The 13,013-nt window shown below is 69.9% G+C and carries 12 protein-coding genes; 5 read left to right on the top strand and 7 right to left on the bottom strand.

The window, feature by feature from the left end; translation table 11 throughout:
* Nucleotides 1-32: 32 nt before the first annotated feature.
* A complete protein-coding gene (locus tag DVH23_RS03555; RefSeq protein ID WP_114576064.1) occupies nucleotides 33-953 on the top strand; it encodes a DUF1616 domain-containing protein in 921 nt (306 codons plus the stop codon).
* Here DVH23_RS03555 and DVH23_RS03550 read toward each other — a convergent pair whose 3' ends face one another.
* The 3 genes from DVH23_RS03550 to DVH23_RS23455 form a co-directional block, all read right to left on the bottom strand.
* Nucleotides 954-2,768 (bottom strand): glycosyltransferase family 2 protein, encoded by a 1,815-nt coding sequence (locus tag DVH23_RS03550; protein WP_157972313.1) that lies wholly within the window; start codon nucleotides 2,766-2,768, stop codon nucleotides 954-956.
* Between the two features lie 76 nt (nucleotides 2,769-2,844).
* Complete coding sequence (locus tag DVH23_RS03545) at nucleotides 2,845-3,036, bottom strand: hypothetical protein (RefSeq protein ID WP_114576062.1); 192 nt, start codon at nucleotides 3,034-3,036, stop codon at nucleotides 2,845-2,847.
* Nucleotides 3,037-3,094: 58 nt separating this feature from the next.
* Complete coding sequence (locus DVH23_RS23455) at nucleotides 3,095-3,286, bottom strand: hypothetical protein (protein ID WP_157972312.1); 192 nt, start codon at nucleotides 3,284-3,286, stop codon at nucleotides 3,095-3,097.
* Between the two features lie 267 nt (nucleotides 3,287-3,553).
* Here DVH23_RS23455 and DVH23_RS03540 point away from each other — a divergent pair, with 267 nt between their 5' ends.
* Nucleotides 3,554-3,739, top strand: coding sequence for a hypothetical protein (locus DVH23_RS03540; protein WP_114576061.1), 186 nt, complete (start codon nucleotides 3,554-3,556; stop codon nucleotides 3,737-3,739).
* A 47-nt stretch (nucleotides 3,740-3,786) separates the two neighbouring features.
* Here DVH23_RS03540 and DVH23_RS03535 read toward each other — a convergent pair whose 3' ends face one another.
* Nucleotides 3,787-4,971 carry an MFS transporter gene (locus tag DVH23_RS03535; protein ID WP_224828451.1) on the bottom strand — a complete coding sequence of 395 codons (1,185 nt, stop codon included), beginning with the start codon at nucleotides 4,969-4,971 and terminating at the stop codon, nucleotides 3,787-3,789.
* Nucleotides 4,972-5,184: 213 nt separating this feature from the next.
* Between DVH23_RS03535 and DVH23_RS03530 the strand changes: the two genes are divergently transcribed.
* The 3 genes from DVH23_RS03530 (at nucleotide 5,185) to DVH23_RS03520 (ending at nucleotide 7,537) form a co-directional block, all read left to right on the top strand.
* A complete protein-coding gene (locus DVH23_RS03530) occupies nucleotides 5,185-5,658 on the top strand; it encodes a hypothetical protein (protein WP_114576059.1) in 474 nt (157 codons plus the stop codon).
* Nucleotides 5,659-5,724: 66 nt separating this feature from the next.
* On the top strand, nucleotides 5,725-6,819 hold the full coding sequence (locus DVH23_RS03525) for a Gfo/Idh/MocA family protein (protein WP_114576058.1): 1,095 nt from the start codon (nucleotides 5,725-5,727) through the stop codon (nucleotides 6,817-6,819).
* A 61-nt stretch (nucleotides 6,820-6,880) separates the two neighbouring features.
* Entirely contained in the window at nucleotides 6,881-7,537 is a 657-nt protein-coding gene (locus tag DVH23_RS03520) for a bacterio-opsin activator domain-containing protein (protein ID WP_114576057.1), read from the top strand.
* Nucleotides 7,538-7,668: 131 nt separating this feature from the next.
* On the opposite strand, the gene DVH23_RS03515 is transcribed toward DVH23_RS03520, so the two are convergent.
* From DVH23_RS03515 to DVH23_RS23445, 3 genes are all read right to left on the bottom strand, one after another.
* Nucleotides 7,669-7,911, bottom strand: coding sequence for a hypothetical protein (locus DVH23_RS03515; protein ID WP_114576056.1), 243 nt, complete (start codon nucleotides 7,909-7,911; stop codon nucleotides 7,669-7,671).
* A 292-nt stretch (nucleotides 7,912-8,203) separates the two neighbouring features.
* Nucleotides 8,204-8,893 (bottom strand): hypothetical protein, encoded by a 690-nt coding sequence (locus DVH23_RS23450; protein ID WP_157972311.1) that lies wholly within the window; start codon nucleotides 8,891-8,893, stop codon nucleotides 8,204-8,206.
* 103 nt (nucleotides 8,894-8,996) lie between these two features.
* The gene (locus DVH23_RS23445; RefSeq protein ID WP_157972310.1) at nucleotides 8,997-12,848 is read right to left on the bottom strand and encodes a hypothetical protein; all 3,852 of its coding nucleotides are present in this window, start codon (nucleotides 12,846-12,848) and stop codon (nucleotides 8,997-8,999) included.
* Between the last annotated feature and the right edge of the window lie 165 nt (nucleotides 12,849-13,013).

Below are 13,013 nucleotides of genomic sequence, written 5' to 3'. Positions count from 1 at the left end.
GGCTTTTGTAGCCGCCCGGCCCACCACACCGTGTGACGGAGCCGCGTGGACCCCCCTCGACGAACGCCGATCTCGCCGCTGTGGCGGCGGCGTTGGTGCTCTTCGATGCGGTCGCGCTGGCGCCCCATCTCATCCCCGGGACGATCCGGGCGGCGCTCGTCGCCTGCTTCCTGCTCGTGGCACCGGGCTACGTCGCCGTCGCCGCCCTCTTTCCCGGCCCCACTGGGGGCGACGGGCCGTCGGCCCTCGAGCGGCTCGTTCTCGGCGTCGGGGCCAGCGTCGGCTGCGTCGTCGCCGTCGGTCTCGTCGCCGAGGGGTCGGGTGTAGGCGTCCGGTTCGGGCCACTGCTCGTCGGGATCAACGCGGTCACGATCGGCGCGGTTGCGGCCGCGGCGTCCCGCCGTCGTGCCCGTCGTGGCGGGGCGACGGTCGGGAAAGAGGGCGGGAGAGTCGCCGGATTTCGACGATTTCTCGTCGGCGACGGCCGCGTCGATCTCGGGCTCACAATCGCCGTCGTGGTCTGTCTCGGCGCGCTTCTGGGCGCGATAGCCCTGGACCCCGGCGAGGAACGAACCGCCGGCGAGGCGTCGTTGTTGGCCGAGCAGGACGGCGACCTCGTCGCCGCCGGCTACCCGACCGAGCTCGCGGTCGGCGAGGCGACGACCCTCCACCTCGCCGTCGGCGACGGCCGCGAGGAGTCCAGCGAGGCGACCGTCGTCGTCACGCTCGACGAACTCGAGGACGGGACCGTCTCCGCCTCGACGGCGGTAGACCGGTTCGTCCTCGAGCTACCCGACTCGGAACCCGTGGTCACCGAACACGAGGTCGTACCTCCCATTGCGGGCGAGGACCTGCGGCTCACGTATCTCGTCTACTTCGGGGCGGTTCCCGACGACCCCGCGCCGGCGACGGCCGACCGGCAGGTCCACCTCCGGGTCACCGTCGCGGAGTGACTAGCGCCCTCTGAGGAACATCGGATGCGTGTTGAGGACGTGAAAGAGGATCGCGAGGACGATCATGACCCCGCCGATCGCCGTCGCCACCGTGGCGATGGCGACCACCAGGAACAAGAGGCCGTCGGCCGGGAGACGGAGCGCCCACTGCGAGAGGACGGCGCCGACGACGACCGCCGCGAGACCGGGCAGGGCGAGCAGGGCGATCGGGTGGGCCCGTTCGAGGATCCCGGCGATGTTGTGGACGAGGCCGGTCCCGTGGGTGAGGGCGCTCTCACTGCTGCCGTGTTCGACGTCGTAGGCGATCGCCGTCCCGATCTCGTGGAAGTCGAAGCCGTCGACGCTCGCCTGATAAAGGATGTCTGTACTCGCCCACATGCCCTCGCCGATGTCCCAACCGCCGTGGATCGACGCGACCGCGGGGGCCGTGTACGCCCGGAACCCGCTCTGGGTGTCTCTGACCCATCCCGAGGGACGGACCCGGCCGAGGCTCAGGTTCGTCAGGAGGTTGACCACCCCCAGGCCGATCGAGCGCACGAACGGGATCTCCGTTCGCGCGTCGGCGACGTACCGGCTGGCGATCACGACGCCGGTCCCCGTCTCCTCCTGGGCGGCGACGAGCCGCGGGATCTCCGCGGGGTCGTGTTGGCCGTCGGCGTCGATCGTCACCAGGTGGGCGGCCTCGCGGTCGTGGGCCTCGGCGAAGATCGTCTTGAGCGCCCCGCCGTAGCCCCGATTGCGCTCGTGGACGACGACCGTCGCGCCGGCCTCGCGGGCCCGATCGGCGGTTCCGTCGGCGCTCCCGTCGTCTACTACGAGCACCTCGTCGGCGAACGCGCTCGCCCCGCGGACGACCTCCGCGATGGCTCCCTCGGCGTTGTACGCGGGAATGCCGACGAGGACGCGTGGCGCCTCGCTCGCGGGTTCGGATCGTCGCCCGATCGCGTAGATCTCGAACCCGCCCTCCGAAAACGCCTCGAGCGTTCGTGGATAGTCGATCGGCGGACAGCCCTCCGGCTGGAGGACGATCCCGGGATGGCCGGCCGAGCGGGCCCTCGCGGCGAGCGCCGCCCGGGCGTCGAGCCAGTCGTCGGAGCCCGGATCGACGACCGTGACGCCCAGGTCGTCGGCGATCTCGGCGAGTTCGGCCGTCCCGGGACCGATCGGGGCCAGAAACGTCCGCAGGCCCTGACAGCGCGTCTCGAGGATCGTCCGGTAGATCGCGTCGGCGTCCCGACTGCGAGCGATGATCCCGATCGCCGGAGCGTCGCGCTGGCCAGGCCGAACGCCCGCCGAGCGAGCGATCGTCCCGCCGTCGGCCGCCGGAGTCGACATCCCCTCGATTCGGTACGTCTCGGGAGTGCCATCGGGCCCGTTCGACCCGTCCGAACGGACCGCGAGCGGGACCCGTCGACCGTCGGGCGAGAGCCATCGGAGCGACGGCCGGGCCGGATCGGTCGACGGACGGCCGAGCACGGCGGCGATCCGGGGCGCTGGGAGCGGCCCGGAGTCGTCCGGGGACCGATCGGAGTCGAGTCGGTACGCCAGCGTCGCCGACGACCCCGCGGGGACCGTCACGATCCCGTCGATCGACCCGCCCTCTATGGGCGCCGATTCGTCCTCGGTCGCCGACCCATCGATCGCGAGGCGCCCCTCGGCAGGCAAGCCGTCCTCGAAGCGAACGGCGACCGGCCGATCGGCGTCCGGGACCACATGGAGGGCCACGGCCAACTGCCCGCTCCCGTCGGTCCGGACCGCCTTCTCGATGGTCACTCCAGCCTCCGTCACCGCCATCTCCCGACGCTCCTCGTCCAACTTCTGATCCCCCGATTCCCGGGACGACAGGACGGCTCATAAATATGTACGTCGAACCAATGGATCGCCGTGACGGTCACGTCCCTGTATGGAGGCCGGCGGCGACCGACGCCGAGCGGTATCCGGGACCGAGCCGTCCGTCGGAAACCGGCCCCGTAGGACGAGCATACCCGACGCCGTCGGCCGCCTCCTCGGGGTGTCGTGTCGGCCCACGGGGGATCGGCCATCGGGCGACCGGCAGCGCGGTGTCTTCGGCCTGGTCCGCCATCGATGGTTCTCGGCGGGGCGAGACGTCGGGGATCGGTGCGCAGGGGCGGCCGGCGGGATCAGGAACCGCTCTCCGCGTCCCGTTTCTCGGAGTCGCTTCCCGGCCGACGGACGCGGCGTTTGAGACGGGACACCGGTCCCACGAGAGCGGCCCGGAGCAGGCAGACCCAGCAACAGTCCTCGGCCCGTGCCCGATAGCAACCGGTCCGGTACTCCGGCGCGTGAACGTGTCCTTGCGGGCCTCGTTCCATACTAGCGACACTCACCGGAAGGCAATAAGTATTGTCTCCGTTGGAAATAGCCGACGCCCCTATCGACCGGGGCTTCGTCCGAAACCCGGGTCGTCGATCGGGAACCCGTGGATGGAATCGCGCTGGCACCGAATCGTAACCGACAGTTCGGTTCGACAGACTGTCGTTCGTCCCGAATTCAACCCGCTTGATCGCCATCCACTCCGATTGATCCACGAACGGTATCCGGGGTTCATGGACCCGTCCGTCCCAGTAGGGAGCACGCCCATGACCCACATCACGGAGAACGACCGGGCGGCCGGGCGGTGTGACGGCTGCGGGAACATCTACACCGTTCGGCTCTCCCCCGACGGGGAAATCGAGCCGATCGGGGTCCCCGCAGGATGTACGCAGTGTGGCGGCACCGAGTTCACCGTCCTCGGACGGGCCGACGGGTCGCCGTCGGCGCCGTAACCTACGTCGACCGCCGAGCCGTCGGGTCCCAACCCCGGCGGCGGGAGTCACCGTCCAGTCGGCAACCGCCCGGAACGAGCGAGAACGGCCATCCCGACGGCGATGGCGGCGACCGCGACGGCGTACCCCCGAAAGACCTCCGAGTAGGCGATCCCGCCCTGGGCGAACAGCCCGACCGCGACGCTTCCCGGCGCCTGGATGAGCATCATCGTCGCGCTGAATCCCGAGTAGGCGCTGGCACGGTTCTCGTCGGGCAGGGTCTCAAGGAGGTAGGCGTCGCCGACGGGGAACAGGCCGTGGATGACGACGCCCATCACGATCGAGACGGCGGCGATCCCGGCGACCCCGGAGACGACGGTAAAGGCGAGCAGGCAGGCGACGAATCCCCCGAGGACGGCGAGCAGGACGGGGAGATACGAGAACCGGTCCGCGAGGCGGCCGGCCACCAGAAACGAGGGGATGCCGGCGGCGAACATCACGGTCAGGAGGGTGTTAGCCGTTCCCGACCCGATCCCCTTGGCGGCGCCCAGATAGGTGACGTAGAAGTTGAACACGCCCTGCCAGACGAACCCCGTGAAGCCGACGAAGACGATGCCGGCGGCGACCAGGCGCCACTGGGCGGCGATTCCCGCCAGCAGGTCGCGGTCCTCGCGGCCGGCGTCGGGGAGGTCGGCCCGGCGGACGGCGACGGCGAGGACGGCGGTCGCGACGACCGCGAGGGCGGCGAGCGCGCCGAAGCCGAGCCGCCAGGAGCCGAGTGCGATCGTCGCGGTCACCAGGAACGGCGCGCCGACGGCGGCGACCTGAGAGGACATCCCGCGGATTCCGACCGCGAGCCCGATCCGCTCGGGGTAGAGTTCGCTCACGAGCGGGTTGGCCGCGATGAAGAAGACGCCGGTCGCCAGGCCGATCAGCAGGGCGCCGAGGACGGTCAGTCCGATCGTCGGCGAGAGGGCGGTAAACGCCGCCGCACTCGCGAGAAAGGCGCCCATCCCCAGCAGGACGCGGTGGCGGGAAACGAACGTGAGCAGGTAGCCCGTCGGGAGCCGAGTGAGCGCGCTCCCGATCCAGACGGCCGTCGCCGCAAGCCCCGCAGTCGCCGGACTCACGCCCGACTCGATGAAGAAGTCCACGAGGGGTGCAAACGCCATCCGGCCGTAGTTCACCAGAAAGGAGAGCAGACAGATCGTCCCGAACAGGCCCGCCCGCCCCGACGGTTTCGGCCGCGTCACGGCCGCGACCACCCACGCGGCTCCGGCGGTTCGGCCGACCCGCTCGCGGCGCGGGCGCCGACGGACGTCGCTCGATCCACGTTCGACACGTCCGGCGGTCTCTCCCTCGTGGAGTTGAACGCCTCGGTGTCGGCCGACCCTGCCTCTTTCGATGGGTGCCGACGCGTCCCTCGCACGCTGAAGCTTTTTGCCGCCGTCGGTTGATCGGTGCCCATGACGAGACACGTCAGCGACGAGCAGGTCCGCCACTGGCTCGACGACACCGTCCTCCGGTCGGTCGAGAGCCACGACGAGTCGGGAACCGAGTTCAACTTCGAGCTCGAGCTCTCCCGGCTCCCGATTCACGTCATCAAAGAGGAGCAGTGGGGACCGGTGCGGATCGTCGGGCGAAACGGGTTCGAGGGCGAGGGTGCCACGGAACTCCTCCGGGACGACGACCGGCGAAGCCAGTTGCTGCAGTCGATCGGGCCGATGCTGGCGGCGACGCCGGGCTTCTACACCTTTCTCGACGGGGAAGGCGCCCCCGCGGCGCTTCGCCACGCCTCGACGCTCCAGCTCGAGGCCCGCCTCTACCCCGAGGAGACGACCCAGCAGGCGCTGATGGACGGGGTGATGGGAATCGGCTCGTGTATGCGCTACGTCCGGGACGTCGTCGTCGCGATGACCCCGACCGAGCGCGAGGAGTGACTCCTTCGATCCCGCCCGCGACCGAGACACGCATCTATTTGGGGCGGGACTTTCTCTCCCGAATCGATGAGTACGACTGTCAGCCTCGGCGTCGTCGGCCTCGGTTTCATGGGCCGGACCCACGCCGACAACGCGGTGGAGTTCGGCCACGACGTGATCGCGGGCGCCGACGTCGTCGCCGAGACCAGGGAGGCGTTCGCGGGCGATTACGGCGCCGCGACCTACGAGTCCTTCGAGGAGATGTACGATTCCGAGGAGCTCGACGCGGTCGCGGTCTCGACGCCGAACGCCTTCCACGAGCCCGCCGTCGTCGCCGCCCTCGAGCGGGGCTATGACGTCCTCTGTGAGAAGCCGCTCGCCGACGACCTGGCGGGCGCAGAACGGATCGCGGCCGCGGCCGCCGACTCCGAGGGCTTCTGTATGGTGAACTTCCACAACCGGCTCTCGACGGCCGCGGAGGTCTTCACCGAGTATCAGGCCGAGGGCCGGTTCGGCGAGATCACCCACGTCGACGCTGACTACGTCCGCCGGCGGGGGATTCCGGGCGTGGGCTCGTGGTTCACCGAGAAGGAGCTGTCGGGCGGTGGCGCCGTCGTCGACATCGGTGTCCACGCGATCGACTTCGCGCTCTACCTGATGGAGTATCCGGAAGTCGAGGAGGTCTTTGCGGTCACCCGCACCGAGTTCGGCCACCGCGAGGACTACGTCGATCCCGGCGACTGGTACGACGAGACCGACGACGCCGTGTTCGACGTCGAGGACTCCGCAACCGCGATGATCCGGTGTGGCGACGACCGGACGATTTCCCTCGAGGTGACCTGGGCGGCCAACCAGCCCGACTCGACGGAGTTCCTCGCCCGCGGGACCGAGGCCGGCGCGACCCTCGAGCTGGGCGGCGAGGAACTAACGATCCACGAGGCCGGCCGGCAGGGCACCGACCACCTCGTCGACGCGACCGTCTCCGAGGGGTCGATCGACCACGCCGGCTGGGCCGGCAGCGATCGGCTCTTCCTCGAGGGGGTGGCGGCGGGCGAGGCCCCCGAGATGAACACCGTCGAGCAGGGGCTGTCGGTCCAGCGGGTGATCGACGCGATCTACCGCTCGGCGGAGTCGGGTACCTGTGTCGCCGTCGGCGACGAACGCCGGGACGACGCGGCGTAGACCGGACCACGTCCCCGCGACGAACGACAGCCTACTTACGCACGCAAGCCAACCGGTCGGTATGGGAGGAACGGTCGTCGAGATCGGACTGGCAGCCGAGGAGTTCGCCCTGAGCGAGACGACGGATCGCTTCGACGACCTCGAGTACGAGATCGAGCGCGTCGTCGCCCACGACACCGACCACGTGATGCCCTACGTCTGGATCGACGGGCCGAGCGTCGGCGACGTCGAGGACGCCCTCGAGGGCGACGACAGCGTCGCCGAGATAGAGTGTCTCGCGGATCTGGAAGAAGAGCGCCTCTATCGGATGGACTGGGTCGCACAGATCGACACGCTGGTGCAGATCCTGGTCGAGGAGGAGGGGGCGATCCTCTCGGCGGAGGGCAACGGCGACGACTGGCGCCTGCGAATCCTGTTTCCGAGCCGAGACGCCCTCTCGCGGACCCACGACTACTGCGAGGATCGGGGCCTCTCGATGGACATCTACACGATCTACAACGTCGACGACGGCCGCAAGGGCCGGTTCGGGCTAACCGACGGCCAACAGGACACGCTGGTTTCGGCCTACGACGCCGGCTACTACGAGATCCCCAGGGACACCTCGATGACCGATCTCGCCGAGGAGATCGGCGTCTCCCACCAGGCGCTCTCCGAACGCCTCCGGCGGGGCCACGAATCGCTGGTGGAAAACACCGTCATCATCGGGACCGAACGGTAGTACGGCGGCCACGGGAACGTACCGGAGACCGGTAGATCGAATCCCGCCGGAGCCCGAACGACCCCCGTTCGCCCTCTGCTCGAAGCGGAATCGAAACGACCAGCGGGCTGTCCTCGGAGCCGTGGATGCGATCAGTTCCCGTCGTCGGTGTCATCGCTTGCGTTTCGATCACCCTCGCCGTCGTCGGTTTCGGTCTCGTTTTCGCCACCGCCGAGCCCGATCTCGCTGAGGTCGATCGCGACGTCCGGGTCCCCGCTGTCGTCTTCTGGCTCGTCGTCGGGGTCCTCGTCGTCGTCGATACAGCCGGCGAGGCCGACAGCGAGGGCGGCGACTGTCGCCCCGAACCGTCGTCTGCCGAGTGGAGGGCCGGTCATGGTAGTTTCCCCTTCCGGCCGACGCCTATAACGGGGGGACAGCGTTGAGACCCTTGACGCCGATTCAGTCACGTCTCCCCGAATTTCTCGATCGCCTGAATCCACGATTTCGTCCGTTCAACGACAGCCATCCGCCACGAGAACCGTTCGCTTCGGAACCGACCGCCGGCCCGAACGCCGTCGCGTCGTCCGCCGAAACGACCGGTCTGACGGGTCTCGCCGGAGCGAACCCGGCCTTACGTCCTCGATAATCGTCCGGAACGGTTGCCCGCCCTCGCGTGAACGCGGGCGGTCAGCCGGTCTCGGTGACCTCGCCGTCGATCTCCGCGTCGTCAACGTCGACGCTCGAACCGGTGACCGAGCCGTCGACCTCGGAGTCCGAGCCAATCGTAACCGCGCCGCCGGCGTCGACGTCGCCGCCGATCTCGACGTCGGCCCCGACCGCTATCTCGCCGCCTGCCGCGAGGTCATCGTCGACGTCGGCACCGTCCTCGACCTTGATCGCTCCGCCGCTCTCGACCTCGTCGTCGATTTCTGCCTCCTCCCCGACGACCAGATCGCCGTCGGCAGCGATCGAACCGTCGACGTCGGCCCCGTTCTCGATCGTGACGGTCCCGCCGCTTTCGATCCCGCCGCCGGTCTCGGCCTCGCTTCCGACCGTGACCGGGCCGTCGGCCGCGATCGAGCCGTCGAGTTCCGTCTCCGGCTCGACCCGGACCGGGCCGCCTGCGGAGACGTCGCCCTCCTCCTCGCCCGAGATCGTGACCGCTTCGTCCCCCTCGGATCCCTCCTCGACACCGTCGGAACCGTTCCCGTCCTCCGAGCCCTCCGCGGGAGCGTCCCCCTCGTCCTCGGCGTCCTCGGCATCCGTCCCGTCGGCATCATCGGCCTCGTCGGCCTCGTCTACCTGCTCGGCTGCACAGCCGGCGAACCCTGCCGCGAGGACGACCGTTCCGGTCACGAGAACGTCTCGTCTGTTCATGACTCTCCTCAGCGAGGAACGTCGATAAGAATTGTGTCCGTCGAGTCGCCCGGTCGTAGCGTATCCATCGGGAACCGCGTCGTGCCGTTGGCAGCCGACGGCGTCAGCAGTCGGCGGGCCGGACGCGGTCGACCTCCTCGCCGTCGATACAGAGGGCGACGGTCGAGCCCTCGATCCCCTCCAGCGCGATCGAGGAAGTTCCGCCGGCTTCGACCTCGACCTCCCGGACGGTCTCGCCGTCGACAGTGATCGTCGCCGTCATCGCCGTCTCGCCGTCGTTTCTGACCTCGTACTGACCGCTGCCGTCCGCGCCGGTGCCGGTCGCGGACAGAGAGGCCGTCCCGGCCGAGCCGCCGTCCTCGTCGCTGCCGCCGGAATCGGTGTCCCCGTCCGGGTCGGCATCCGCCTCCGGATCGGTAGCCGCGTCCCCGTCCGACGTTCCCTCGGTGTCGTCGGTTCCTTCTGAGCCGTCGCCGTCGGAAGCGTCCCCACCCGTCTCTCCGCCCTCGCTCGCGTCTCCATCGCCCCCGTCGTCAGCCCCGTCCTGCCCGTCCCCGCCGTCGGGGTCGTCGTCCTCCTGACCGCCGTCGCCGGAGCCGTCTGCGGGTGCGTCGTCGTCGGACTCCTCCCCGTCTTCGGACGCTCCCTCGGAGCCGTCTTCGGCCGGATCGCCGTCCGCGGAGTCGTCCGACCCGTCCCCGTCGTCCGTACCGTCGGAGCTGTCGGAGTCGTCGCCGGTGTCGTCCTGCTGATCGCCGCCATCCCCCTCGTCGGAGCCGTCGGAGCCGTCCCCCTCGGAGGCCTCCTCGTCCGTCCCTCCATCGTCCTGCTGACCGCCGTCCTGCTGATCGTCGTCGCCCGCCTCTCCGTCGTCCTGCTGATCGCCGTCATCCTCGCCCGTATTCCCGTCGTCCTGCTGCTCATCGCCGTCCTGCTGGTCACCAGCATCACCGTCCTGCTGGTCCCCATCGCTCTGCTGATCGTCGTCGCCCGTTCCTCCATCGTCCTGTTGATCGTCGTCGCTGGAGCCCTCGCCGTCGGAGCCGTCCTGCTGGTCACCATCGTCCTCGGAGCCTCCGTCGTCGGGATCGTCCACCGCAGTCCCCACGCGCTCGAAGATCGTTCCCGGGTTGCCGACGACGAGTCCCGGATTCACGCCGCCCTCGTTGAGCGCGATCCCGTAGATGGTCGCCTCGGTCGGGGTCTCCGCGGTCGCCCACTCGCGGGTGGTCCGCTCGACGATCGTCCCTCCGGCGCCGGCCGTGACGACGTCGTCGTCGTCGGCGTCGATGGCGTTCAACTCACTGCCGCCGGCCCAGTGGGCCGTCCAGACCGCGCCGTTGTACCGCAGGACGGTGCCGTTGCCCGCGGAGACGTAGATCTCCTCGGGCGAGCGGGCGCTGACGCCGGTGTAGGCGGCGGAGCCGCCGTCGACACCGATGGTCTCCCAGGAGTCGCCGCCGTCGGTCGTCTCGTACACCTGGCTCGTCGTGTCGACGACGTATCCCGTCTCGCTGTCGACGAAGTCGATCCCCAGGGCGCTCGAGCCCCCGCCGGGTTTGATGACGTCACCCCAGTCGATGCTCCCGTCGGAGCCCTTCGTTCCGCGCAGATACTCGCCCGAACCGTTGACCAGGTGGACCGTCTCGGCCCCGAGTTCGCCCGTGACGGCGATCGCCTCCCACGTGCTCGTCTTCCGGCTCGTGCTGCCGTCTTCCTCCTCGATCTCGGGCTGGGAGTGGTCGGTCAGCTCCCCCTCGACGGCGTCGTACTCGCCGAGGGCGCCGCTGCCGCCCGCGAACCAGACCCCGCTCCCGAGATCGGTCGCCGCGACGGCGTTCAGCGTGTTCTCCCCGGCGCCCGGACCGTCCTCGACGACGACCGACCACTCGCCGTCCGACCGCTCGATGACGGTCCCGCCTTCCCCGACCGCGTAGGCGTTCTGGGCCTGAGTCACCCCGTGGAAGACCACCTCGACCGGCGCCTTGGCGGCCTCCCACTCCGAGGTCGATTCGTCGTCCTCGACCGGGGCGGCGCCGTACTCGCCGTTCTCGACGGCGGTCCCGCTCGCCCCGACGGCGGCGTGTGGGTAGTCGCCGCTCGCGTCGAGGCTCACGTCCTCCAAGGTGTTCTCGGCGTCGACGTCCGCGGCCCGAAAGCCCCGCGAGGTCTGCTCGTAGATCGTCCCCTCCGCGCCCGAGATCGCGGCCTCCTCGTCGGTCGCATCGGCCCCGAGCAGCCCGTTGCCGCCGGCCCAGAGCTTCGTCCAGACCGCGCCGTTGTACCGCAGGACGGTGCCGTCGCCTGCGGCGACGTAGATCTCCTCGGGCGAGCGGGCGACGACGTCGTTGTACCCCGCCGAGCCGCCGTCGACGCCGATGGTCTCCCAGGAGTCGCCGCCATCGGTCGTCTCGTACACCTGGCTCGTCGTGTCGGCGATGTAGCCTGTCTCGCTGTCGACGAAATCGATGCCGAACGCGCTCGACCCCCCGCCGGGCTTGATCACGTCACCCCAGTCGACGCCGCCCGCCTCGGTGACCGTTCCCCTGAGGTACTCGCCGGAGCCGTTGATCAGGTGAATCGTCTCCGAGTCCGCGGCACCCGTGACCGCGACCGCCTCCCACGTGCTCGTCTTCCGGCTCGTGCTGCCGTCCTCTTCCTCGATCTCGGGTGCGGAGTGGTCGGTCAGCTGGTAGTCGGTGACGTCGTACTGGCCGACGACGCCGCTGGCGCCGACGAACCAGACGTGGTCGCCGTCGTCGCTGGCGGCGACGTCGGTCAACGACGCCGGCTCGGTCGCCGGGAACCGCTCGACGACGGTCTCCCAGCCGTCGGCCCGGCGCGTGAGGACGACCCCGCCCTCCCCGACCGCGTACGGCCCCCGGCCCGACTGGGCGACGCCGGTCAGCGTCGTGTCGACGGGCGTCTCGATCGCCGACCAGTCGCCGGTCGTCGGCTCGGGGTCGTCCTCGGCGGTGTACTCGCCGCGCTCGACGATAGCCCCGCTCCCGCCGGCGGCGACGGCGGGAAACGCGTCGCTGCCGAGGGCGACCCCCGAGAGCGTGCTTTCGGTCGGCGTTCCGACCTCGGTCCACTCGCTGCCGTCGTACTCGTAGACGCTCCCGCCGGCACCCGCCGCCAGCCCCTCGCTTCCCTCGCGGGTGACGGTCTCGACCGTCGACTCGCCGACGGTCACCGGCGTCCAGTTGGCGCCGTCGTAGCGGTAGATGACGCCGTTGCCGGCGGCGACGTTGATCTCGTCGGCCGACACCGCCGCGACGTCCCGGAACTCCTCGCTGGCGCCGTCGATACCGATCGTCTCCCAGGAGTCGCCGCCGTCGGTCGTCTCGTACACCTGGCTGGTGGTGTCCGCGATGTAGCCCGTCTCGCTGTCGACGAAGTCGATGCCGAACGCGCTCGAGCCCCCGCCGGGCTTGACCACCTCGCCCCAGTCGACGCCGCCCGCCTCGGTCAACTGGCCGTTGAGGTACTCCCCTGAGCCGTTTGTGAGGTGGACCGTCTCCGAACCCGCCTCGCCCGTGACCGCGATCGCCTCCCACGTGCTCGTCTTGCCGTCGGGCGCGGAGTGGTCGGTCAGCTCCTCGTCGACGGCGTCGTAGCGGCCGATGACGCCGCTTCCCCCGGCGAACCAGACGTGGTCGCCGTCGTCGGTGACCCCGGCGCCGGTCAGTGCGTTCGATTCGACGGTCGGACCCCGTTCGAGAACGGTCTCCCAGCCGTCGGCCCGGCGTGTGAGGACGACCCCGCCCTCCCCGACCGCGTACGGTCCCTGGCTCGACCGGACGACGTCGTTGATCGTCCCCTCGATGGGGGCGTCGGCCGCCGTCCACTCGCCCTCCTGGGCGAGCGTTCTCGAGCCACCGACCGCCCCGGCGAGGACGGTACCAGTTCCGATCGCGAGAAACCGTCGGCGCGTCTGCGTCAAGCGCGTCATGAAAACGGATCGATTCCACGGTACACAGGACTATCATAAATTCGTGATGCTTTCAGCTTCCGAAACGCGGGGCGAGGACGGGAGATCGCCCGGAACTGAACGGACGGACAGCTTCCGCGCCGCGGACGGAAATATTATGGGACACTGAGTCACTAATAGGGTCGA

This window comes from Saliphagus sp. LR7, assembly GCF_003344565.1.
Lineage (GTDB): Archaea > Halobacteriota > Halobacteria > Halobacteriales > Natrialbaceae > Saliphagus > Saliphagus infecundisoli.
Note: the sequence above shows the minus strand (reverse complement) of the source record. Positions and strands in the feature narration are given on the sequence as shown.

Excerpts from the sequence above, each read along its gene's own strand:
- DVH23_RS03545 (WP_114576062.1), bottom strand. The coding sequence starts at position 3,036 with ATGGCGGACCAGGCCGAAGACACCGCGCTGCCGGTCGCCCGATGGCCG.
- DVH23_RS23455 (WP_157972312.1), bottom strand. The coding sequence starts at position 3,286 with ATGGAACGAGGCCCGCAAGGACACGTTCACGCGCCGGAGTACCGGACC.
- DVH23_RS03540 (WP_114576061.1), top strand. The coding sequence starts at position 3,554 with ATGACCCACATCACGGAGAACGACCGGGCGGCCGGGCGGTGTGACGGC.
- DVH23_RS03530 (WP_114576059.1), top strand. The coding sequence starts at position 5,185 with ATGACGAGACACGTCAGCGACGAGCAGGTCCGCCACTGGCTCGACGAC.
- DVH23_RS03525 (WP_114576058.1), top strand. The coding sequence starts at position 5,725 with ATGAGTACGACTGTCAGCCTCGGCGTCGTCGGCCTCGGTTTCATGGGC.
- DVH23_RS03520 (WP_114576057.1), top strand. The coding sequence starts at position 6,881 with ATGGGAGGAACGGTCGTCGAGATCGGACTGGCAGCCGAGGAGTTCGCC.
- DVH23_RS03515 (WP_114576056.1), bottom strand. The coding sequence starts at position 7,911 with ATGACCGGCCCTCCACTCGGCAGACGACGGTTCGGGGCGACAGTCGCC.
- DVH23_RS23450 (WP_157972311.1), bottom strand. The coding sequence starts at position 8,893 with ATGAACAGACGAGACGTTCTCGTGACCGGAACGGTCGTCCTCGCGGCA.
- DVH23_RS23445 (WP_157972310.1), bottom strand. The coding sequence starts at position 12,848 with ATGACGCGCTTGACGCAGACGCGCCGACGGTTTCTCGCGATCGGAACT.